The sequence below is a fragment of the Pseudomonas sp. AK106 genome (assembly GCF_053903055.1).
In genome coordinates this window covers 2,851,675-2,872,373 of the sequence record NZ_CP096426.1, presented here as the reverse complement: position 1 = coordinate 2,872,373, position 20,699 = coordinate 2,851,675, and the positions used below count along the sequence as shown (strand labels likewise).

The following is a 20,699-nucleotide window of genomic DNA, read 5'->3' as shown; positions in this document are numbered from 1 at the left end:
CGTGGCGCACTTTTTCATTGATCGACCGATTTTCGCCTGGGTCATCGCCATCGTGATCATGCTCGGCGGCGGCCTGTCCATCAGCCAGTTGCCCCTTGAGCAATACCCGGATATCGCGCCGCCGACCGTCAAGATTTCCGCCACGTACACCGGGGCCTCGGCCAAAACCGTGGAAGACTCGGTGACCCAGGTCATCGAGCAGCAAATGAAGGGGCTGGATAACCTGACCTACATGTCGGCCACCAGCAGTTCGGCTGGCAGCGCCAGCATCAGTTTGACCTTTACCGCCGGCACCGACCCGGATGTCGCCCAGATGCAGGTGCAGAACAAGCTGCAACAAGCCGAATCAAGACTGCCGCAAACGGTGCAAAGCGAAGGGCTGACGGTGACCAAGGGCGGCTCGGACTTTTTGATGATTGTCGCGCTAGCGTCGGCCGACCCCAGTGTCACGGGCACCCAGATCGGTGATTACATCTCCACCACCTTGCTGGACTCGATCAGCCGGATAGACGGTGTCGGCGACGTGCAGACGCTGGGATCAGGCTACGCCATGCGTATCTGGCTGGACCCTGCGCTGCTGGAAAAATACGCGCTGATGCCTTCGGACGTCAGCAGTGCCCTGGAGGCGCAGAACACCGAAGTCTCTGCCGGCCAGCTCGGTGCCTTGCCGGCCGTCAAGGGGCAGCAGTTGAACGCCACCATCAGCGCCCGCAGCAAACTGCAAACCGTCGACGAGTTTCGCAACGTGGTGGTCAAGTCCGACAGCGATGGGGCCGTGGTCCTGCTGGGCGACGTCGCGACCCTGGAGTTGGGCAGTGAAAGCTACGACATCAGTACGGCGCTCAACGGCAAGCCCGCTGCGGCCATGGGCGTGCAACTGGCGGCAGGCGCCAACGCGCTGAGCGTCGGCGACGCGGTCAAGGCCAAGCTTCAGGAAATGGAGCCGTTCTACCCCACAGAAATGCAGTTGAAGAACGTGATTGCCTACGACACCACGCCCTTTGTGAGCCTGTCCATCGAGGAGGTGGTCAAGGCCCTGGGCGAGGCGATCGTGCTGGTGGTGTTGATCATGTTTCTGTTCCTGCAGAACCTGCGCGCCACGCTGATACCGGCGATTACCGTGCCGGTGGTGCTGTTGGGCACGTTCGGCGTGTTGTCGCTGTTCGGCTACTCGATCAACACCCTGACCATGTTCGCCATGGTCCTGGCGATCGGCTTGCTGGTGGACGACGCCATCGTGGTGGTGGAAAACGTCGAGCGGTTGATGGGCGAGGGGATGTCGCCCATGGCCGCCACGCGACAATCGATGAGTGAAATCAGCAGTGCACTGGTCGGCATTACCCTGGTGCTGAGTGCGGTGTTCATCCCCATGGCGTTTTTCGGCGGCTCCACCGGGATTATCTATCGGCAGTTTTCCGTGACGATCGTCTCGGCCATGGTTCTCTCGGTGTTGGTGGCCATGACCCTGACCCCCGCGTTGTGCGCTTCGCTGCTCAAAGCGCACGACGGTAAGACGCCGGGTGCTCAGCGCGGGTTCTTCGGCTGGTTCAACCGCACCTTTGAACGGGCCAGTGCCGGTTATGAGCGCTGGGTCGGTGTGGTGTTGCGGCGGTGGGGGCGCAGCTTGCTTCTCTATGGGCTGGTGCTGGTGGTCATGGCGGTGGGCTATATGAATCTGGCCACCTCGTTCCTGCCGGACGAAGACCAGGGAATTCTGCTGGCACAGATCCAGTTGCCGGTAGGCGCGACGGACAGCCGTACGCAAAGCGTGATCAAGCAGTTCGAGGACTACATTCTCAAACAGCCCGAAGTCGAATCGATGATCAGCATCAGCGGGCTGGGCATGGGCGGTAACAGCCAGAATACCGCGCGGGCCTTTATCCGCCTCAAGGACTGGGCCGAGCGTGGCAGCTCAGGCCAGGATGCGGCCTCGATTGCCCAGCGGGCGACCATGGCGCTGTCCAGCATCGGTGATGCCGACGCATTCGTCATGCAGCCTCCAACGGTGCGCGGCCTGGGCCAGAGCTCGGGCTTCGACCTGCAACTCAAGGACCTTGGCGGTCTCGGCCATGATGCGTTAGTGGCGGCTCGGGAAAAGTTGCTTGAACTGGCCCGAAAGGACCCGCGCCTGCAGGGGGTTCGCAGCAATGGCCTGGACGATGCGCCGCAGCTGAAGATCAGCATCGACGACCGCAAGGCTGGCGCCATGAGCCTGAGCACCAGCGACATCAACGCCACCTTGTCGACGGCCTTGGGCGGTACGTATGTGAACGACTTTCTCAACCAGGGCCGAGTGAAAAAAGTCTATGTGCAGGGGCAGGCCTCCTCACGCATGCAGGCGGCGGACCTTGATCATTGGTTTGTCCGCAACAGCAACGGCGACATGGTGCCGTTCTCATCGTTTGCCAGCAGCGCGTGGAGTTACGGCTCGCCGTTGCTGGAGCGCTACAACGGTAATGCGTCCCTGGAAATCGTCGGCGATCCCGCGCCAGGGGTCAGTTCCGGGGACGCGATGAACGCGGTGCAAGCCATCGTCGGGCAATTGCCCCAAGGCATCGGCTACGAGTGGACCGGGCAGTCCTATCAACTGCGGCTGTCCGGCTCCCAGGCACCGCTGCTCTACGGGATATCGGTGTTGTTTGTGTTCCTGTGCCTGGCCGCGCTGTACGAGAGCTGGTCGGTGCCGTTTTCGGTGATTCTGGTGGTGCCCCTGGGGGTGATCGGTGCAGTGCTGGCGACCCGCGTCGCCGGGTTGAGCAACGACGTGTATTTCCAGGTGGGTCTCTTGACCACCGTGGGGCTGGCCGCGAAAAACGCGATCCTCATCGTTGAGTTCGCCAAGCACCTGCAAGAGCAGGGCAACAGCGTCATCGACGCCACGCTGATCGCGGTGCGGCAACGCCTGCGGCCGATCCTGATGACGTCCCTGGCGTTCATGTTCGGCGTGTTGCCACTGGCCTTGAGTACCGGCGCAGGCTCCGCCGGGCGTCAGGCCATCGGCACGGGCGTGCTGGGCGGCATGTTCAGCGCCACGGCGTTGGGCATCTTCTTTGTACCGCTGTTCTTTTTGCTGATTCGCCGCCGTTTTGGCCGCGTACGCAACGCTAACCAATCTGCCCCGACAGGTGATGCATGATCAAATCACACTGGCCTCTGCTGGCCGCCCTGGCCCTGGGCGGCTGCGTGAATCTGGCGCCGCAGTATGAGCGGCCTGAAGCGCCCGTCTCCGAGCAATGGCTGCCAGCCGCCAGCCTGCCAAAAGGGCAGGTGAGCGCAGACATCAAATGGCAGCAGTTTTTCACTGACCGTCGCCTGGCACAGGTGCAGAGCCTGGCGCTGGCCAATAATCGCGACTTGCGCCTGGCCAGCCTGAACGTCGAAAAGGCCCGGGCGCAATACCGCATCAAGCGCGCGGACCTGTTTCCTGCCATTGACGCAAGCGTCAGCGGCACCCACAGCCGCACGCCGGGTGGGCTGTCCAATTCCGGCTCAGCGGTCACCACCCACGATTACAGCGCCGAACTGGGGCTGAGCAGTTATGAGCTGGACGTGTTTGGCCGGGTCCGCAACCTGCGTGACGAAGCGCTGGAAGACTACCTGGCGCTGACGGAGACCCGGCGCAGCACGCAAATCAGCCTGGTGGCCGAGGTCGCCACGGCCTGGCTGACATTGGCCGCCGACAACGAACGGTTGCTGTTGGCCCGGGAAACCCTCACCAGCCAGTTGGCCACCTACGACCTGACCCAGCGCAGCTATGCCTTGGGCGGGTCTGCGGAGTTGGCCGTGGCACAGGCCCAGACCACGGTCGAAACGGCACGGGGCGATGTGGCCTTCTATGAGAGCGAGATTCTGCAGGACCGCAACGCCTTGCGCCTGCTGGTGGGCAGTGATGTGCCTGACGCGCTCCTGCCGGGTACGCACATGGAGTCGGCGGCGGTGTTGGTGGACATTCCGCCGGGCTTGCCCTCCAGCCTGTTGCAACAACGCCCGGATGTGTTGTCGGCGGAGCACACGCTCAGGTCCGCCAACATCGACATTGGCGCGGCCCGTGCGGCGTTCTACCCCAGCATCACCCTGACCGCCAGCGCCGGCTCATCCAGCGCTGCGCTGGCCGGCCTGTTCAAAGCCGGCAGCGGGGCCTGGACCTTTGCGCCGAGCATCAGCGTGCCCATTTTCAACGGGGGAAGTCACCGCGCGACCCTGGATTCGGCCAAGGTCGAACGTGACATTCAGGTGCAGACCTATCAGCAAACCCTGCAGACCGCGTTCCGTGAAGTGGCTGACGCGCTGGCCGTGCGCAGTACCCTGGATCGCCGTATCGCCGCGCAACAGGCGCTGACCGACGCCAGCCGCAAAAGCTTCGAACTCTCGGATGCGCTGTATCGCGGTGGCTCGAAAAGCTACCTCGAAGCCCTGGATGCACAACGCTCGCTCTACAGCGCCCAGCAAGACCTGATCACGCTGCGCCTGACCGAGCAGAGCAACCGCATCACCTTGTACAAAGTGCTGGGGGGCGGCTGGTACTGAGGGTGACGGCGAAACGCCGCTGCCACGTGCACACACACAACAACCGCAGCGATGGAACGGCGTGCGCACCACAAATCGGGTTACTTCACTCACTGGGGAATAAATATGTGCGCTTTTCGTTCCGCACTCAGCCGTCGCCTTCAAGGGCTCACCTGCGCCTGCCTGATCACCGTTTCACCGCTTTGCCATGCGGATCCGGAAACGGACCCATGGGAAGGTTTCAACCGGCCTGTGTTTTCGTTCAACGACACGCTGGACACGTATGCGCTCAAACCCCTGGCTCAAGCGTACCAATTCGTCACCCCCCACCTTGTCCGGGACGGGATTCACAACGTGTTGAACAATCTGGGTGAGGTGAAAAATCTGGCCAACAATCTGCTGCAAGCCCGGTTTCACAGCGCCGGCGTTGATACGAGTCGATTTTTGTTCAACAGCACGATTGGCCTGGCGGGCTTGATCGACGTTGCAACGCCGATGGGCTTGCCTCGCAGTGACGAGGACTTTGGCCAAACCCTCGGTCGCTGGGGTGTCGCGAGCGGCCCGTACCTGGTGCTGCCGTTGCTGGGGCCGAGCACACTGCGCGATGCACCGGCGATCCTCCCCGATGCCTACGCCAACCCGATTCGCTACATCGGCGACGTCCCAACGCGTAATAGCCTTTATGGCGCGAGCATCATCGACGGACGGGCTCAATACCTGAAGTCTGAAAAGCTCATCACCGGCGACAAGTACAACTTCATCCGAAGCGTCTATCTGCAAACCCGAGCGTTCAAGATCAACGGGGGAGAGGTGCAGGATGACTTTTGATCCGCTGGACGACCCGCAAAACGGCGCCTGCCACGATGAGGCACCGCAACGGGCTTGCCAGATTTAAGGCCAGGGATCGAAATCCCTGGCTGGGAACAACCCTTTCAACTGGCCTTGGGCTCTCCCTGACCGATTTGCCAGACATAGGGTGGCTCGGTGCCGTTGATACTCCAGTCACCGACGATCTTGGCCTTGTAAATAAGCGGGTAATGGGACGCGACGGTCCGCGCATTACGCCAGTGTCGATCCAGGGCTTTATTGACGCTGATGCCTGAGGCGCCAAGCGCATTGAACAGGTCGGTAGCGGCTCGCAGAATCAGGTCAGGGACGATGACCTGTGCTTTTGCCGTTTCGATTTCCGCTGCAATGTTCGCCGCTCGTGCCGCCTCGGCATTCCCCGAAAAGCGAGCCTCGTAGGCCTGCTGCAACGGCCTTGCAGAGCGAAGGGTTGTTGCCTGTGCAGCGTAGACCTGCGCGGAAATCTGACCGACCACTTGTTGGATCTGAACATCGGCGCTCACGCGGCTGGCATTGCCGTGGCTGTAAACCCGTGTGCGCTCACGGATCTGCTGGGTAATGTCGCGTTCTATCGCCCGACCTGTGCCCGCCAATACGGCGAGCAACACCAGTTGGTAGAACGCGGTTTGATAGTTGAAACGGTTTTCAAAGGGGATGATGTGTGCAGCGGGAATCGGCACGTTATTGAACACTGTGGTCCCGCTGCCGGTAGTGCGTTGTCCAAAACCGTCCCAATCATCACTTTGTTGTACGCCGGCATGACGGGCATTCACGACCGCAATCACGTCCGCCCCAGTGTCGGAACGCTGCGCGTACACATCGATCCAGTCAGAAAACAGACTGCCGGTGCTGTAGTATTTTTTGCCGCTTAAACGAAACTGCGCTCCGTCCGGAGTCGCTTTGGTGATGACTTCACCGAGCTTTACATCGCCTGTTTCTGTCCAGGCGTTACCCACTAAATCGCCTTCAACGAAGCGCCGAAACCATGCGTCGCGTTCGGCCGTCGGGGGCGAATTCAGTTGATCTTCGACGAAGGCAAAATGGCCGCGCAGGGACTGCGGAATGTTGGAGTCGGCTTCGGCCAGTTCGATCAGCAACTGGAACAGCTGCTCAACAGAAGCGCCGGCGCCGCCATATTCCCTCGGCACGCGCACAGCACCGAACCCGGCCTGTTTGAGCCACTTGATGGGCTGGTATGGGAGAGTACGAGCGTTTTCTCGCTCAACGGTGCCCGCTGCAATGTGCTGGAACAACGGCCGAAAACGATTGGCGAGTGCTTCGTAGTCGGTGCCCAGAGAAAGCGGATTGTTTGGCGTGTCAGGCATGGGGAACTCCCGTGATGATGAAAGCCGCTCGGTGGTAACGGCGTTAAATACATCCGATGTGCATGCACCATGCCGAAACATAAATAGCCGAGTCATCGCGGTTAATCCGTTGAATCCACAGACGCTGCAGTTGATGCATCAACAGTTGTGCTGTTTCGCTGGCTGCCCCGCGACACCTTTTCACGGCGTGCGGTAAAGACAACTGTTTGCCTGGAAACACCTGTTCAGCAAAACGTTGTTTGCCAAACGTCGAATAAAGATATGGGCCGGTCGTAACGTATTGAAAAGGCTGGGTATAAACAGCTGGCACAGTTGCTGCTATTTCCTCACCAGGCAGGTAGACACACCGTACTTGGCGACCACGCCGGGCGGCTCCCTTGCTCTATTTGGAGATAGGCAGATGAGTCAGAACGCAATTAAATTCGCTTACTGGGTACCTAACGTCAGCGGCGGTTTGATCGTCAGTAAAATCGAGCAGCGCACCGACTGGGGCATCGAGTACAACCGCAAGCTGGCGCAGATTGCTGAAAAGTCGGGCTTTGAGTACGGGCTCACGCAAATCCGTTTCACAGCCGGCTACGGCGCCGACAACCAGCATGAGTCCGTTGCGTTCAGCCATGCGTTGTTGGCGGCGACCGAGAAACTCAAGGTGATCGCCGCCATCCTCCCCGGGCCCTGGACGCCCGCCGTCGTTGCCAAACAACTGGCGACGATCGATCAACTCACGGCCGGCCGTGTGGCGATCAACATTGTCAGTGGCTGGTTCAAGGGTGAATTCCAAGCCATTGGTGAGCCATGGCTCGAGCATGACGAGCGCTACCGTCGTTCGGAGGAGTTCATCCAGGCGTTGAAAGGCATCTGGACAACCGACAATTTCACCTTCAAAGGCGATTTCTATCGCTTCCACAATTACACGCTGCGTCCGAAACCCATTCAGCAGCCCCATCCTGAAATCTTTCAGGGCGGCAGCTCCCGCGCCGCCCGCGACATGGCTGCACGCGTCTCCGACTGGTACTTCACCAATGGCAACACGGTAGAAGGCATCAAGGCGCAGGTGGATGATATTCGCGCGAAGGCAGCGGCCAACGGGCATTCGGTCAAGATCGGCGTGAACGCTTTCATCATCGCTCGCGAAACCGAAGAGCAAGCGCGCGCGGTGCTTCAGGAAATCATCGATCAGGCTAATCCTGAAGCGGTGAATGGGTTCGGCGATGCGGCAAAACAGGCCGGCAAGGCCAGCCCTGAAGGCGAGGGCAATTGGGCCAAATCCACGTTTGAAGACCTGGTCCAATACAACGACGGGTTTAAAACGAATCTGATTGGGACGCCGAAACAGATTGCCGAGCGCATTGTGGCGTTGAAAGCCGTGGGCGTGGACCTGGTGCTCTCTGCCTTTCTGCACTTTCAGGAGGAAGTGGCGTATTTCGGTGAACACGTACTGCCGCTGGTACGGGAGCTGGAAGCGTCAGATCACACTGTTTCTGTGGCTCAAAGCGCTTGAGGTACGGGTCACAAACCACACAATCAGCGCAGCGGCGCTGATGCAGGCGCCCAGCAGGCTCACGGCAGACCATCCCCAGCGCGCATAAGCCTGGGTTGCAGCCACCGCGCCTGATGCGCTGCCTATCGAGTAGAAACACATGTACGCCCCGACCACTCGACTTTGAGCATCGGGGCGCGCCGCGAAGATCAGGTTCTGACTGGTGACATGGACTGCCTGGACGGCGAAGTCGAGCAGGATCACGCCGCAGACGAAGGCCAGCAGTGACGTCTGCGCAAAGCTGATGGGTAACCAGGAAAACGTCAGCACGCCCAGCGCAACGCCGGTGACTCGTTGCCCCAGCCCCTGATCGGCCCAGCGTCCTGCTCGTCTGGCGGCCAGCGCACCTGCCACTCCGGCCAGACCGAACAGGCCAATGAGCGTGTGCGAAAGCGAGAGCGGCGGGGCGCTCAAGGGCAGCACCATCGCCGTCCACAACACAGAAAACGCCGCGAAGATGAGCAGCGCCAGCACCCCACGTATCCTCAACACCGGCTCACTGATCATCAGCTTGAAAACCGACCCGATCAAGTTCAGGTAGGTGCCTGAGCCGCGGGGCGATGGGGAGTCAGGCAAGCCTTGCCACAGCACTGCGCAGAGCGTGAGCATCAAGCCCGAGGACACGAAATACACCGCACGCCAGCCCGCCAGGTCCGCAACGAGGCCTGAGGCAAAACGCGCCATAAGAATCCCCAGCACAATGCCGCTGGTGACCGTGCCAACGATCTGCCCCCGTTGTGACGGCGCGGCAAGGACGGCGGCATAGGCGACCAGCACCTGAACCACCACGGCCATCAAACCCACGACGATCAAGGCCCCCAGTAGCGCCAGCCACGACGGCGCCGCGCCGACTGCTGCAAGCGCGATGGCCGATATGGCTGTCTGACCCAGCACCAGGCTTTTGCGGTTGACCCGATCACCCAATGGGACGATGAGCAGCAAACCCAGTGCATAACCGGCCTGAGTCGCCGTGACGACGCCGCCGATCAGTCCTGCGTCAACGGTCAGACTGTAGGCCATGGCGTCGAGCAGGGGCTGGGCGAAATAAACATTGGCAACCGCCAGCGCACAGGTGACCGATAACAAAAGCGTCAGCCACGGCGACAGCGCCGGTTCTTGGGGGATGACGTCCGGACTTCTGTGCGGCCTGGATGGCGGTGGACAAGATGGGGACAGTCGTCCCAGTCTCGAATCAGTACCCTCTGTCATAACCCGCTCCTTGCCGGTAGACTGGTTGCAATCTGCAACCTGCTTGGATTCTGGCTTAATCCTGTTTTAGTTTGCAACCAGATTTTTCAGGTGTTGCGCAGGGCTCCACCTGACTCACGGCTCGGAAGGTTAAAAATGCTCGACCACGATTACTCACACCGTCACGAGTGCCCGGTTGCCAGAGCATCGGAGGTCATCGGTGACCGATGGTCGTTGCTCATCGTCCGCGACGCGTTCGACGATATTCGTCGATTCAGCGAGTTTCAAAAGAGCCTGGGCGTGGCCAAGAATATTCTGGCTGCGCGCTTGAAGGCGTTGGTCGAGGTCGGGGTGTTTGAGATTTGCCCGGCGTCCGATGGCAGCGCCTACAAGGAATACGTCCTCACCGAAAAAGGACGTGAACTATTTCCGATCGTGGTCAGCCTGCGTCAGTGGGGCGAACGTTTTCAGTTTGCACCCCATGAAACCCGCTCAGTGCTGATGGACAACGCAACCGGTCAGCCGGTGATGAGGATGGCGGTTCAATCTGCGAGTGGCGAGACGCTTGGGCCAGCGGATTGCTATCGGATCAGAGTCACAGCTGACGACGTTCGAATGTGCACGTTAGCGGAGGGGAAAGGGCCTGCTCGATAATGAAGCCGGGGGCACATGCTCATTCCAGTGGAACAACGCAAACGATCAATCGAGGAGGCTATATGTACGATTTTATAGGCGACATCCACGGTCAGAGCGAACGTCTCGAAGCGCTGTTGGTGCTGATGGGTTACACCCGGCGCGCGGGTATTTACAGCCATCCAACGCGCAAGGCGTTCTTCATGGGTGACCTGATCGACCGAGGTCCTCGACAAGTGGAAACGCTGGAGATCGCAAGGCGGATGGTAGAAAGCGGACACGCCCGGATCGTTCTTGGAAATCACGAATACAACGCCTGCGCCTGGGCAACCCCTGACCCGGAACATGCGGGTGAATTCCTGCGCGAACATACTGAAAAGAATCGCCATCAACACCGCGCTTTTTTAGACCAGGTCGGGGAAAACAGCGCGCTGCACCATGACCTGATCGCGTGGTTCAAGACCCTGCCAGTGTATGTGGAGACACCTGAGTTCAGGGCCATTCACGCCTGCTGGCATGCAACGCTCATTGAACGGTCCAAGCCCTATCTGGACGCAAACAATGCCATTCTTCCTGAGTCATGGGCCCCCATGAGTCGCAAGGACAGTGAGCCTCACCTCATTATCGAAACTTTGCTGAAGGGCACGGAAATCGATCTTCCGTTCGGCTTGAGCTACTGCGACGCTGATGGCACCGAGAGGGTTCGCACCCGTACCCGCTGGTGGGATGAATCAGCAAAAACATACCGCTCGGCCGGCATGCTCAAAAGTAGCTTGGTTCATCAGCTTCCCGAAGATCCGATTCCCGAGAAAAACCTGCTTGTTTATGACCAGGCCGCGCCTCTGTTCATCGGCCATTACTGGCAAACGGGCCGCCCCACCATCCTGAACCCGCACATGGCTTGCCTTGACTACAGCATCGGTAAAGGGACCAAGGGAACCAAGCTGTGTGCTTATCGGTGGAAGGGCGAAAAGGTGCTGACGAACGGTGGGTTCGTGTGGGTTGAAGCCCGTGAAAGCGCGCAATCTCAGGAGGTTGTCGGTGAGCGCTAAGGCGCGGATCTGCCGCCTGGCAATCAGTTCAGATGAACCGCTGACAAATACCGCCCGAATCGGGCGGTTTTAATAGGGCTCCGTCGACCTACCCGTCAAAGCGCCCCATTCGTATGTCGCCCATCCACCAGCCGCTGAATGCCCAATGGGTTAGCGTCTTGCAGCGCAGGGGGCAGCAGAGCATCGGGGTAATTCTGGAAGCACACCGGGCGCAGGAAGCGGTCAATGGCCAATGTCCCCACCGACGTCCCGCGCGCGTCCGACGTCGCCGGGTAAGGGCCGCCATGCACCATGGTCTCGGTGACTTCCACCCCCGTCGGATAGCCATTCAACAGAATCCGGCCGACTTTTTCCTGTAAAAACTCGGTCAGCCAGCGGTATTCCAGCAGCTCATCGGCTTCGCCGAGGACGGTGGCCGTCAACTGCCCGCGCAGGCCATTGAGTGCTGCGGCCAGTTGCGCCTGGTCGGCAACTTCAATAACGATCGTGGCCGGCCCGAATACCTCTTCCTGGAGCAGTTCGTCACCCTTGAGCAGCAAGCTGACGTCGGCTTTGAACAACTGCGGTTGGGCTTGTTTACCCTGTTGCGGACGTCCCGCCAGATGCTGCACGCCCGGGTGCGCGAGCAAATGTTGCAGCCCCTTGCTGTAGCTGGCGAGGGCGCCGACATTGAGCATGGTCTGCGCCGGTTGATCGTTCATCTGTGCAGTGAAGCGCTCCAGGAACGCCGTGAAATCGGCCGACTGCACGCCGATGATCAGCCCGGGGTTGGTGCAAAACTGCCCGCAACCCAGGGTCACCGAGGCAGCGAGCTCGTTGGCGAGGGTGTCGCCACGCACCTTAAGGGCCTGGGGGAGAATGATCACCGGGTTGATGCTCGACATCTCGGCGAATACCGGAATCGGCTGGGGACGCTCCGCCGCCATCTTGCACAAGGCGTTGCCGCCTTTGAGAGAACCGGTGAACCCCACGGCTTGAATCGCTGGATGATTGACCAGCCACTCGCCGACGCCCCCGCCATAGATCATGTTGAACACACCGTCGGGCATACCGGTGCGCGACGCGGCACGCATGATCGCGTCCGCCACCCATTCGGCGGTGGCCATGTGGCCGCTGTGGGCTTTGAACACCACCGGGCAGCCCGCCGCCAAGGCAGAGACGGTATCGCCACCGGCAGTGGAAAACGCCAGCGGGAAGTTGCTCGCACCGAACACGGCCACCGGACCCACGGCGATCCGGAACTGACGCAAATCGGGGCGGGGCAGGGGTTTACGATCCGGCAAGGCGCGATCAATGCGTGCCCCGTAAAAGTCACCGCGCCGCAGCACGTTGGCGAACAGGCGCATTTGCCCGCTGGTGCGACCACGCTCGCCCTGGATACGCCCGGCAGGCAACGCCGTCTCACGGCAGACAGTGCTGACAAAATCGTCGCCCAAGGCATCCAGCTCGTCGGCGATGGTGTCGAGAAATTCGGCGCGGCACGAGGCGGGCAAATTGCGGTAAATCGGATAGGCACTAGCGGCCGCCTTGGCTGCCGCGTCGACTTCGTCTTGCGTCGCCTGGATGAAATGACCTGGGAGTGCCTCGTCTGTGGTCGCATCGAAGCTTTGCAACTGCACACTGCCGGCGCCGAGTCGCTGTCCACCGATGTAGTTCAGACCGAGAATCTGAGTCATGTCAGGGCTCCTGATTGATTGAGTAAATGTCGGGACTCCCGCTGAGCCAAGCGGCTCCCCATCGTGCCGGACGACGGAAGCCGGAGTGCTGGAGTGAATGAAAGGTCTTAGGTGATCGCACCGATCTGCCACGGCACGAACTCGTTCTGGCCGTAGCCATGCTGTTCGCTTTTACTTTTGTCACCCGAGGCGATGCGCAGCATCATGCGGAAGATGTATTCGCCGCGTTCCTCGATGGTCATGGTGCCGTCGGCAATCCCGCCGCAGTTGACGTCCATGTCTTCTTCCTGGGTCTCCCACAGGCGGGTGTTGGTGGCGAGCTTGATGGACGGCGAGGGCGCACAGCCATACGCCGAACCGCGCCCCGTAGTAAAGGCAATCAGGTTGGCCCCGCCCGCGACCTGGCCGGTGGCGGAGATCGGGTCGTAGCCCGGGGTGTCCATGAACACCAGGCCGTGTGCCCTGACGGTTTCAGCGTATTCGTAGACATCCACCAGATCGGTGGAGCCTGCCTTGGCGACGGCACCCAGAGATTTCTCCAGAATAGTGGTCAAGCCTCCGGCCTTGTTGCCCGCGGAAGGATTGTTGTTGAGCTCGGCATCCATACGCTTGCAATAGGCTTCCCACCAGTGGATACGGGCGATGAGTTTCTCACCGACGTTCTGGCTGACGGCGCGGCGGGTCAGCAAGTGCTCGGCGCCGTAGACCTCCGGCGTTTCCGACAGAATCGCGGTGCCGCCGGCCGCCACCAGACGATCGACTGCATTGCCCAATGCAGGGTTGGCCGTGATGCCCGAATAACCGTCGGATCCACCGCATTGCAGGCCGATGATCAGGTGTTTGGCGCTGACGGGTTCGCGTTTGACGTGGTTTGCCTCTGCCAGCAGGGACTTCACTTGCGCGATGCCGCTGGCAATGGTTTTCGACGTGCCGCCCGTGCCCTGGATGGTGAAGGTGCGCAGCGAATGGCTGCTGGTCAGGCCCTGGGCCACCAGCAGATCGGGGATCTGATTGGTCTCGCAACCCAGGCCGATCATCAGGACCGAGGCAAAGTTCGGGTGAACGGCATAGCCCCCCAGGGTCCTGCGCAACATGGCCAGCGCCTCACCCCCCGGATCGACGGCGCAGCCCACGCCGTGGGTGAGGGCAACGACACCGTCGACATTGGGGTATTCAATCAGCGCCTCAGGGTGAATGTCGCGGCGAAAGTAGTCGGCAATCGCCCGCGCCACCGTGGCCGAGCAATTGACCGACGTCAGAATGCCGATGTAATTGCGGGTCGCCACGCGGCCATCGGCGCGCACGATGCCCATGAACGTCTCTGCGGTGGGGGCAGGACTGCCTTTGGCGTCGACACCGAACGCGTAGTCCCGAGAGAAATCCCCCATGGCGACGTTGTGGACATGCACGTGCTGCCCCGCTTCGATGGGCTGGCTGGCGAAGCCGATGATCTGACCGTAGCGGCGCACGGGTTGGCCCACGTCGATATGACGGGCCGCGACTTTGTGACCGGAAGGCACAGGCTCAAGCACCTCGATACCTTCGGCTTTAAGCACCAGACCTTTGACCAGCGGTTGCCGTGCGATCAACACATCGTCCAACGCGTTGAGTCTGATCACGGCATGGGCAGCGGTTTCGCTGCCTGTTGTTGTTATGAGCTGCATGACGATTGCCTCGGTTATTCAGTGAGCGCAATGGGAATGGGGAGAGCAGGGCAGGTCAGGCCAATCCACGCTCGCGGTAATCAATCAGGCTGGAGAACAGCATCAAACCGGACGCCATGACGACGAAGAAAATCAGCGCCAGGAAGTACGAGCCGGTGTACTGCACGATCAGGCCAATCAGGATGGGCACAATCACACCGACCATGTTCCCGCAGAAGTTCATGCTGCCGCCCAACACACCGGCTTTGGACTGGCCGCCGAGGATCGCGGGCAGGCACCAGTACATGCCGCACCAGCGAATGAAAAACAGCGCGACACACAGCAGCGAGATAACAACGACGGCGTCACGGGTATAAGCCACAGCGAGAATGCAAATGGCGGCAATGGCCGCGGAGCCTGCGAACATGCTGCGCATGACGGTGTTGGGCTGGCCGCCGGCCGCTTTCCATTTGTCGGCCACCCAGCCGCCAAACAATTCGCCGATGAACCCGCACATGAAGATCAGAAAGGTCGCGCCGCCCATGGCCTTTATGTCCAGGTTATGGGCCTGGTGCAAGTAGCTCGGCATCCAGGTCAGCAGGCCGTAAAACACACTGTTGTAGCAAGCGAAGCCCGCGAACATGGCCAGCACGGAACGGCTCTTGAGCAATTCCTTGAGGATCGCCTTGCGCCCGCCCGTGGCTTTTCTGGCGGCCTCATTGGCGTCAGTGATGTACGCCAGCTCTGCCGCATTGACCTTGGGGTGTTCACTGGGGTGGTTTCTGATGTACCACCACGCCCAGACGCCTACGACCATGGTGCCCACGCCGGCGATGACGAAGGCGATCCGCCAGGAGTCAAACCAGGTGATCAATCCCGCAATGAGGATGGCGCCCAATGCAGTGCCCAGCGGTGCGCCGCCATCGACGAGGGTCGCACCGCGTCCGCGTTCATTGGGCGTGAGCCAGGCACCGTTGAGCTTGGCCCCGGCCGGCATGATCGGTGACTCTGCGACACCCAGGCCGATGCGCGTGATGAGCAGCGTGATCCAGTTGTGCGCGCCGCCCGCCAAGGCCTGAAACAGGCCCCAACCAATGGTGGCAATGCCGACAATGTTACGGGTCTGAAAACGGTCGAGCAGCATGCCGCCAGGGATCTGCATGAGCGCATACGACCAGAAGAACGCGCTGAGCATCAAACCTTCCAGCGCCGGCGTCATGTTGAAGTCAGCCGAGATCAGCGGCAGCGCAACGGACAAGGACGCCCGGTCGATGTAGTTGATGGCGGAGAGCAGCAGCAGGAGCAGGAAGATCCTCCACCGCACCGTGGTGGGGCGGGCGCTCGCGGCACTCGTGGAAGCAGCAGGCGTGACGACCTGTACATTGCCAGTGGTCATGTTCATCTCACTCTTATGTTTATTATGAAATGCATCCGTTGCTAAGGGCCCGGTGCAGGGCCTCACCCGTCAGAGCGATCTTGTTTCTCCAACATTGAACGCTGAGTCGACGACTTCGAAGGAGTTGCACAGGGGTTTTCCGAACTCCTCCATGCTGATCTCGAACCGATCACCCGGCTGAGTTTTGACGTTGTCTGCAACCGAAAGGGTGGCGGTGCCGAAGAAGTGCACATGCACATCGCCCGGGCGCAGGAACTGGGTGTACTTGAAGTGGTGATACTCCAGGTTCTCCAGGCTGTGGCACATGTTGTCCTCGCCGCTGAGAAACTCTTTCTCCCATAACAGGTTGCCGTCGCGCCAGATCCGGCTGGTGCCGGCCAGGTGCCGTGGCAATTCACCGACGCGCAGCTCTGGCCCGTAGGCGCAATTGCGCAGCTTGGAGTGGGCCAGATACAGGTAATTGCGCCGTTCCATGACATGGTCGGAGAACTCGTTGCCCAAGGCGAAGCCCAGGCGGTAGGGCGCGCCGTCATGGCCGATGACGTAGAGGCCGGTCAGCTCGGGTTCTTCGCCTGCATCTTCGGCGAAGTCCGGCGACTGGAACGCCTGGTTCGGGCGTACCACAATCGAGCCGTCGCCCTTGTAGAACCACTCTGGCTGAGCGCCCACGGTGCCGGCCACCGGACGGCCGCCGTCGATCCCCCACTGGAACATCCGCGCGGTGTCCGTCAGCGCATCCTGACTGTCGACGTTTTTCTGGTGCATCTTGTCGCGGGTCGAAGCACTGCCCAGGTGAGTCAGGCCGGTGCCGCTGATCAGGCAGTGAGCGGGGTCTTCATGGTCCAGTGGCGGCAGGACGCGGCCGGTGTCCAGCAGATGGGTATAACTGTCGGCACTCAGTACCGTGCCCACGCTCCGTACTTCCTGCTGCAGGCTGTGGCCATTGGCAATGGCGGCGAGGGCAAGGGTGCGGGTGCTGGCTGTACCGTTGACCACCTGAATCGAGTCGCCCTCGACCACGCCGACACGGCGCTGACCCGTGGCATCTTCAAACTGGATTAAACGCATGGTGAGGCCTCGACGTGTTGTTATCGTTGAGGTCACTTTAAATTTCCAGCCTGCTGCTGCCTAATGAGAGTTACGACCCAAGCGATAACCTTTAGGTATACCCATGCTGCCGTCCCTCTCATCCATGGTGTCTCGTCTGCGACTCAAGCAGCTGCGGCTATTGATAGCGCTCGACGAGCATGGCTCGGTGCGCAAGGCATCCGAGATCATGGCGTTGTCGCAACCGGGCGCCACCAAGGCATTGCAGGAAATCGAGACTGTTTTCGGTTCAAGCCTCTTCGAGCGCACCAGCAAGGGTCTGGAGGCCAACGATCTTGGCCGCTGTGTGATTCGTTATGCCCGCCTGATTCACACCGACCTTGAGCACCTTCGCGAAGAAATGGTCGGCATCCTCAAAGGACAAGGCGGGCGCCTGGCCATCGGCACCATCATGGGCGCCGTGCCGACGCTAGTGGACAGCCTGGCGCGACTGCGCGACAAACAGCCGGAGTTGTCGATCTCCATCGTCGAAGACACCAGTTCGCGGTTGTTGAGCTTGCTGGATCAGGGAAGGGTGGATGTCGCGATCTGCCGAACCAGCGTGAGCCCACGTCCGGGCGCGTATCAAACCCGCTTCCGCGCACAGGAACCGCTGGTGGTGGTGGCCAATCCTGCGCATCGCCTGGCCCATGCGCCGACGCTGCAACTGGACGACTTGATGGACAGCCGCTGGGTGGTGTTCCCGGTCAACATGCCCATGCGCTTGACGCTGGAGCGCGAGTTTCGCCAGGTGGGGTTGAGCTTTCCGCTTTATGCGATCGAAACCTCGTCGACGTTTACGACGTTGTCGTTGTTGCTGAAGGATCCGAATCTGGTGGCGGTGATGCCGAACGACGTCGCGCAGATGGCGCTGGACCACGGCATGTTGGTCAAACTGCCGCTGACGATTCAGTCCACCAGCGAGCCTTATGAAATCGTGACTCGATCGAATGTGGAGTACACGGCGTCGATGGTGTTGCTGATTGAGGAGATGACGGGGGTGGGTTTGGATTCAACAAGGGATGAGTAGGCTTGCCATCCATAAAGCATCAGCCTGGAAGGATGGCGTTTGGTCGGTCGCAACAGCTTGCAAGCTGAGCGGTGTCATCTGTGCGGTACAGGGTAGGCCTAAAGCCGGCGCTGCATCAGCGAATGCTCTTTGCCCCAAGCTTGAAATGACTCTAGATACTCCCATCCTCGCTTTGCGTAATAGTCACGTCGGTCATGTGTGTGCAAATAAAGTTTCTGATGTCCGACTTCTTTCGCGTTAGAGCAGACCTCTGTAATGAGTTGTTCGGCCAAGCCACGCCGCCTTGCCGACGGAGCAACAAGGACACACGCAAGCCACGGCCCGAGTTCTGGGTAATCAGGCGAATCGTGCTTGGCCAGGGCGGCCCCTCCGAGGAGCTGACCATTTTCCAGAGCGATCACAGTTCGCCAGTTCCCGTCATTCTGGCCATCTTTGAATTCTCGCTGCCAATCATGGAGCGCCTGTGCAGCGAACTCATACGCGAACTGTTCATGCAGCCACGATGCGAATGTGTCGCTATAGTCCATGTGATGGCACAGCAAGGCCGTCTGGAACATATGATTAATTCTCGAGATGAGCAGGTTGTTAGTGTCTGCAGGTGAGGTCGTAGAAACCAAGCGCGGCAACCATAAGCGTTTGAAAGCCGGGAATCGCGCTGACGTGATCAGTGGAGGCTTGGAGACGCTTTTCAGGGCAGGACCTACCAAGCCTGCGTGTTTACCACTCAGCCCGCGAACTTGTAATCACCGCCTTTTTTGATCGCATTGATATAGGCCGGCCGCGCCTGGAACCGGTCGATCCAGGCGGCTAGGCTAGGGTAGTTGTTCAGCATGCATTGGGATTTTGCAAACTCGCCAATAAAGCTCATTTGGATATCCGCGCCGCTGATTTCTTCACCCAACAAATACGGGGTAAGTTTCAACGCGGTCTCCAGATAACCTAGATAGTTAGCCAGTTCAGATTCAATTCGCGGCTGCAGCGGCTTGCCAGCGTCCCCAAGACGCCCGACATAAAGGCTGAGCATCAGCGGCAGCATGGCCGACCCTTCTGCGAAATGCAGCCATTGCACGTATTCGTCGTAGGTCGCGGTAGCCGGGTCAGGCTGCAAGCGGCCATCGCCGTGCCGGCGGATCAGATAATCGACGATAGCACCGGACTCGATCAGCACATGAGGTCCGTCCTGAATAACCGGTGACTTGCCCAGCGGGTTAATGGCTTTCAGTTCAGGGGGCGCCAGGTTGGTCTTGGCGTCTCTTTGGTAGTGCTTGATTTCGTAGGGCAGGGCGAGCTCTTCGAGTAGCCAGAGGATGCGCTGCGAGCGGGAATTATTGAGATGGTGAACGATGATCATGAAGTTCCCTATGAGGTGTAAAGGTGTGTAGGGACAGACTGTCGTGGCCCACTGAGGTTCTAAATGGTTGCGAAATCAGCAGTCAGTAGCACCGTCCCGAAGGCGGCGCCTCGATCATGATGCAAAACCTAATTCGCGAGGAATCCATCGGCTCATCCTCGCTGAACTAATCACTGCGCCCGTCCCCTAATTCTGCGCACGTTGCCCAATCCCAGGCTGATCCTGGGTCACTCACACACGAAGGTTTGGTGAATCATGAAGAGCGAACAGGTAGAAGGCGTTGTAGAACAGGTTGCCGGCAAAGCACAGAGCGCAGTTGGGAAACTGTTTGGTGATTCGAAGCTGGAGGCGGAGGGTACCGGTCGCCAGGCTTCTGGTCAGTTGACCCAGGCCTATGGCGATGCGATGGACAGCATCTCTGCGTTTGTTAAAGAGAAACCAGTCGCTGCAGTTGCCATTGGTGGAATTGCGTTGCTGATTCTGGACCGTTTCTTCCGCCGCTGAGTGAGGAGCAAGGGAAGCTCCGCCTGGGGCGTCCCGCTTGAGTTTACATTTCCCCGCCTCCTTAAGGACTGTCTACCAGCAGCTTGAAGGAGGCGAGGTCAGGTACCTTCTGTTGATTCGCTGCCTCTTTTGAGCGCGCTGAGTGTTACCCCCGGCAGCAATAAGCAAATTATTCCCTTGCCCGTTCGATCAAGCCAGTTAGCGAAAGCTAGTGTGAAGGCCTGGATCGATCGCGTTCGGCCTTGCGCGCCGCTTTGACGATCAGCCAATAGAAAACCAAGAGCAAGGGCATCGGAAGGATCAGCGTCAGCAGGGCGCGGATGCCCTCGGGCATGTCACCGGTATCGAGATCTCCGAACACCTGGATTATCAAGATACATGTAACGAACCACGAGAAAAGGTTGCTCGCCAAGACGGCCATGACCCTGAAGAACACTCGCCAGAATCTTGATGGGTGGTCCACGTTCTTTGATGCTGGCGGCATTGCGGTGTTAGGGACCAGCACAAGTGCACCGACAATCCCCAAGCCCCATTGGAAGACCGTGATCCAGGCTGTGAGCGTCATGAGAGAGTAACCAAGCGGGCGAAGTCGCGTCGAAACGATTTAAAGACGCGGCCAAGACTGTATTTAGCTTTTGGCAATGGCGCTGTGGCAGCGCTGTGCAGTGACATGATTCATGCTCCATCCGTGAATACGTGCCCGGTCCTTGCGAAAGACGTTATGAGCTGATCGACATTTTGCTTATGAGCACGTTGGTATGACAAGGGTGAGGCCGATGTTAAAGGCCAGCTGTCAATAGGCGGCTGCGCGGATGCATGAGGTAAAGTGTTTCATAATTTAACAGAGTAGGCCGTTTCGCTGGGTGTTGCGTTTCAGCTTAAGCCTTAAGCGCCAGGATTTACTAGGCTTGTGAATTGAATTC

The 20,699-nt window shown here is 59.8% G+C and carries 17 protein-coding genes; 8 read left to right on the top strand and 9 right to left on the bottom strand.

The genetic code is table 11. The features are described from left to right. Nucleotide 1 precedes the first annotated feature (1 nt). From M1E04_RS12850 to M1E04_RS12840, 3 genes are all read left to right on the top strand, one after another. Nucleotides 2-3,136, top strand: a complete 3,135-nt coding sequence (locus tag M1E04_RS12850; RefSeq protein WP_192131567.1) for an efflux RND transporter permease subunit — start codon at nucleotides 2-4, stop codon at nucleotides 3,134-3,136. Beyond that, a complete protein-coding gene (locus M1E04_RS12845; RefSeq protein ID WP_296308413.1) occupies nucleotides 3,133-4,527 on the top strand; it encodes an efflux transporter outer membrane subunit in 1,395 nt (464 codons plus the stop codon). Before M1E04_RS12850 ends, M1E04_RS12845 begins: the two co-directional genes overlap by 4 nt. A 105-nt stretch (nucleotides 4,528-4,632) precedes the next feature. Beyond that, on the top strand, nucleotides 4,633-5,334 hold the full coding sequence (locus tag M1E04_RS12840) for an MlaA family lipoprotein (RefSeq protein WP_456291426.1): 702 nt from the start codon (nucleotides 4,633-4,635) through the stop codon (nucleotides 5,332-5,334). A 104-nt stretch (nucleotides 5,335-5,438) separates the two neighbouring features. Here the strand turns inward: M1E04_RS12840 and M1E04_RS12835 are convergent, their stop codons facing one another. After that, the gene (locus M1E04_RS12835) at nucleotides 5,439-6,677 is read right to left on the bottom strand and encodes an acyl-CoA dehydrogenase family protein (protein ID WP_456293192.1); all 1,239 of its coding nucleotides are present in this window, start codon (nucleotides 6,675-6,677) and stop codon (nucleotides 5,439-5,441) included. Nucleotides 6,678-7,077: 400 nt separating this feature from the next. Here M1E04_RS12835 and sfnG point away from each other — a divergent pair, with 400 nt between their 5' ends. After that, a complete protein-coding gene (gene sfnG, locus M1E04_RS12830; RefSeq protein WP_456293191.1) occupies nucleotides 7,078-8,178 on the top strand; it encodes a dimethylsulfone monooxygenase SfnG in 1,101 nt (366 codons plus the stop codon). On the opposite strand, the gene M1E04_RS12825 is transcribed toward sfnG, so the two are convergent. Beyond that, nucleotides 8,143-9,426 (bottom strand): MFS transporter, encoded by a 1,284-nt coding sequence (locus M1E04_RS12825; protein ID WP_456291425.1) that lies wholly within the window; start codon nucleotides 9,424-9,426, stop codon nucleotides 8,143-8,145. The genes sfnG and M1E04_RS12825 overlap by 36 nt on opposite strands. A 135-nt stretch (nucleotides 9,427-9,561) precedes the next feature. On the opposite strand from M1E04_RS12825, the gene M1E04_RS12820 reads away from it, so the two are divergent. Together M1E04_RS12820 and M1E04_RS12815 are read left to right on the top strand one after the other, a co-directional pair. Further along, entirely contained in the window at nucleotides 9,562-10,059 is a 498-nt protein-coding gene (locus M1E04_RS12820; RefSeq protein WP_456291424.1) for a winged helix-turn-helix transcriptional regulator, read from the top strand. A 62-nt stretch (nucleotides 10,060-10,121) separates the two neighbouring features. Next, nucleotides 10,122-11,090 (top strand): metallophosphoesterase, encoded by a 969-nt coding sequence (locus M1E04_RS12815; RefSeq protein ID WP_456291423.1) that lies wholly within the window; start codon nucleotides 10,122-10,124, stop codon nucleotides 11,088-11,090. A gap of 95 nt (nucleotides 11,091-11,185) precedes the next feature. Here the strand turns inward: M1E04_RS12815 and M1E04_RS12810 are convergent, their stop codons facing one another. From M1E04_RS12810 to araD1, 4 genes are all read right to left on the bottom strand, one after another. After that, the gene (locus tag M1E04_RS12810) at nucleotides 11,186-12,766 is read right to left on the bottom strand and encodes an aldehyde dehydrogenase (NADP(+)) (RefSeq protein ID WP_456291422.1); all 1,581 of its coding nucleotides are present in this window, start codon (nucleotides 12,764-12,766) and stop codon (nucleotides 11,186-11,188) included. Nucleotides 12,767-12,873: 107 nt separating this feature from the next. Further along, nucleotides 12,874-14,430: a UxaA family hydrolase gene (locus tag M1E04_RS12805; protein ID WP_192131584.1), complete on the bottom strand. Its 1,557-nt coding sequence runs from the start codon at nucleotides 14,428-14,430 to the stop codon at nucleotides 12,874-12,876. A 55-nt stretch (nucleotides 14,431-14,485) separates the two neighbouring features. After that, complete coding sequence (locus M1E04_RS12800; protein ID WP_456291421.1) at nucleotides 14,486-15,805, bottom strand: MFS transporter; 1,320 nt, start codon at nucleotides 15,803-15,805, stop codon at nucleotides 14,486-14,488. Nucleotides 15,806-15,874: 69 nt separating this feature from the next. After that, the gene (gene araD1 / locus M1E04_RS12795) at nucleotides 15,875-16,873 is read right to left on the bottom strand and encodes an AraD1 family protein (RefSeq protein ID WP_192131588.1); all 999 of its coding nucleotides are present in this window, start codon (nucleotides 16,871-16,873) and stop codon (nucleotides 15,875-15,877) included. 103 nt (nucleotides 16,874-16,976) lie between these two features. Here araD1 and M1E04_RS12790 point away from each other — a divergent pair, with 103 nt between their 5' ends. Beyond that, a complete protein-coding gene (locus M1E04_RS12790) occupies nucleotides 16,977-17,921 on the top strand; it encodes a LysR family transcriptional regulator (RefSeq protein WP_065991691.1) in 945 nt (314 codons plus the stop codon). Nucleotides 17,922-18,019: 98 nt separating this feature from the next. On the opposite strand, the gene M1E04_RS12785 is transcribed toward M1E04_RS12790, so the two are convergent. After that, nucleotides 18,020-18,478: a GNAT family N-acetyltransferase gene (locus M1E04_RS12785; protein ID WP_192131590.1), complete on the bottom strand. Its 459-nt coding sequence runs from the start codon at nucleotides 18,476-18,478 to the stop codon at nucleotides 18,020-18,022. 167 nt (nucleotides 18,479-18,645) lie between these two features. After that, entirely contained in the window at nucleotides 18,646-19,272 is a 627-nt protein-coding gene (locus M1E04_RS12780) for a glutathione S-transferase family protein (protein WP_456291420.1), read from the bottom strand. Between the two features lie 255 nt (nucleotides 19,273-19,527). Between M1E04_RS12780 and M1E04_RS12775 the strand changes: the two genes are divergently transcribed. Then, nucleotides 19,528-19,776 carry a CsbD family protein gene (locus M1E04_RS12775; protein ID WP_192131594.1) on the top strand — a complete coding sequence of 83 codons (249 nt, stop codon included), beginning with the start codon at nucleotides 19,528-19,530 and terminating at the stop codon, nucleotides 19,774-19,776. A gap of 208 nt (nucleotides 19,777-19,984) precedes the next feature. Here M1E04_RS12775 and M1E04_RS12770 read toward each other — a convergent pair whose 3' ends face one another. Continuing rightward, nucleotides 19,985-20,341, bottom strand: a complete 357-nt coding sequence (locus M1E04_RS12770) for a hypothetical protein (protein WP_456291419.1) — start codon at nucleotides 20,339-20,341, stop codon at nucleotides 19,985-19,987. Nucleotides 20,342-20,699: the final 358 nt, after the last annotated feature.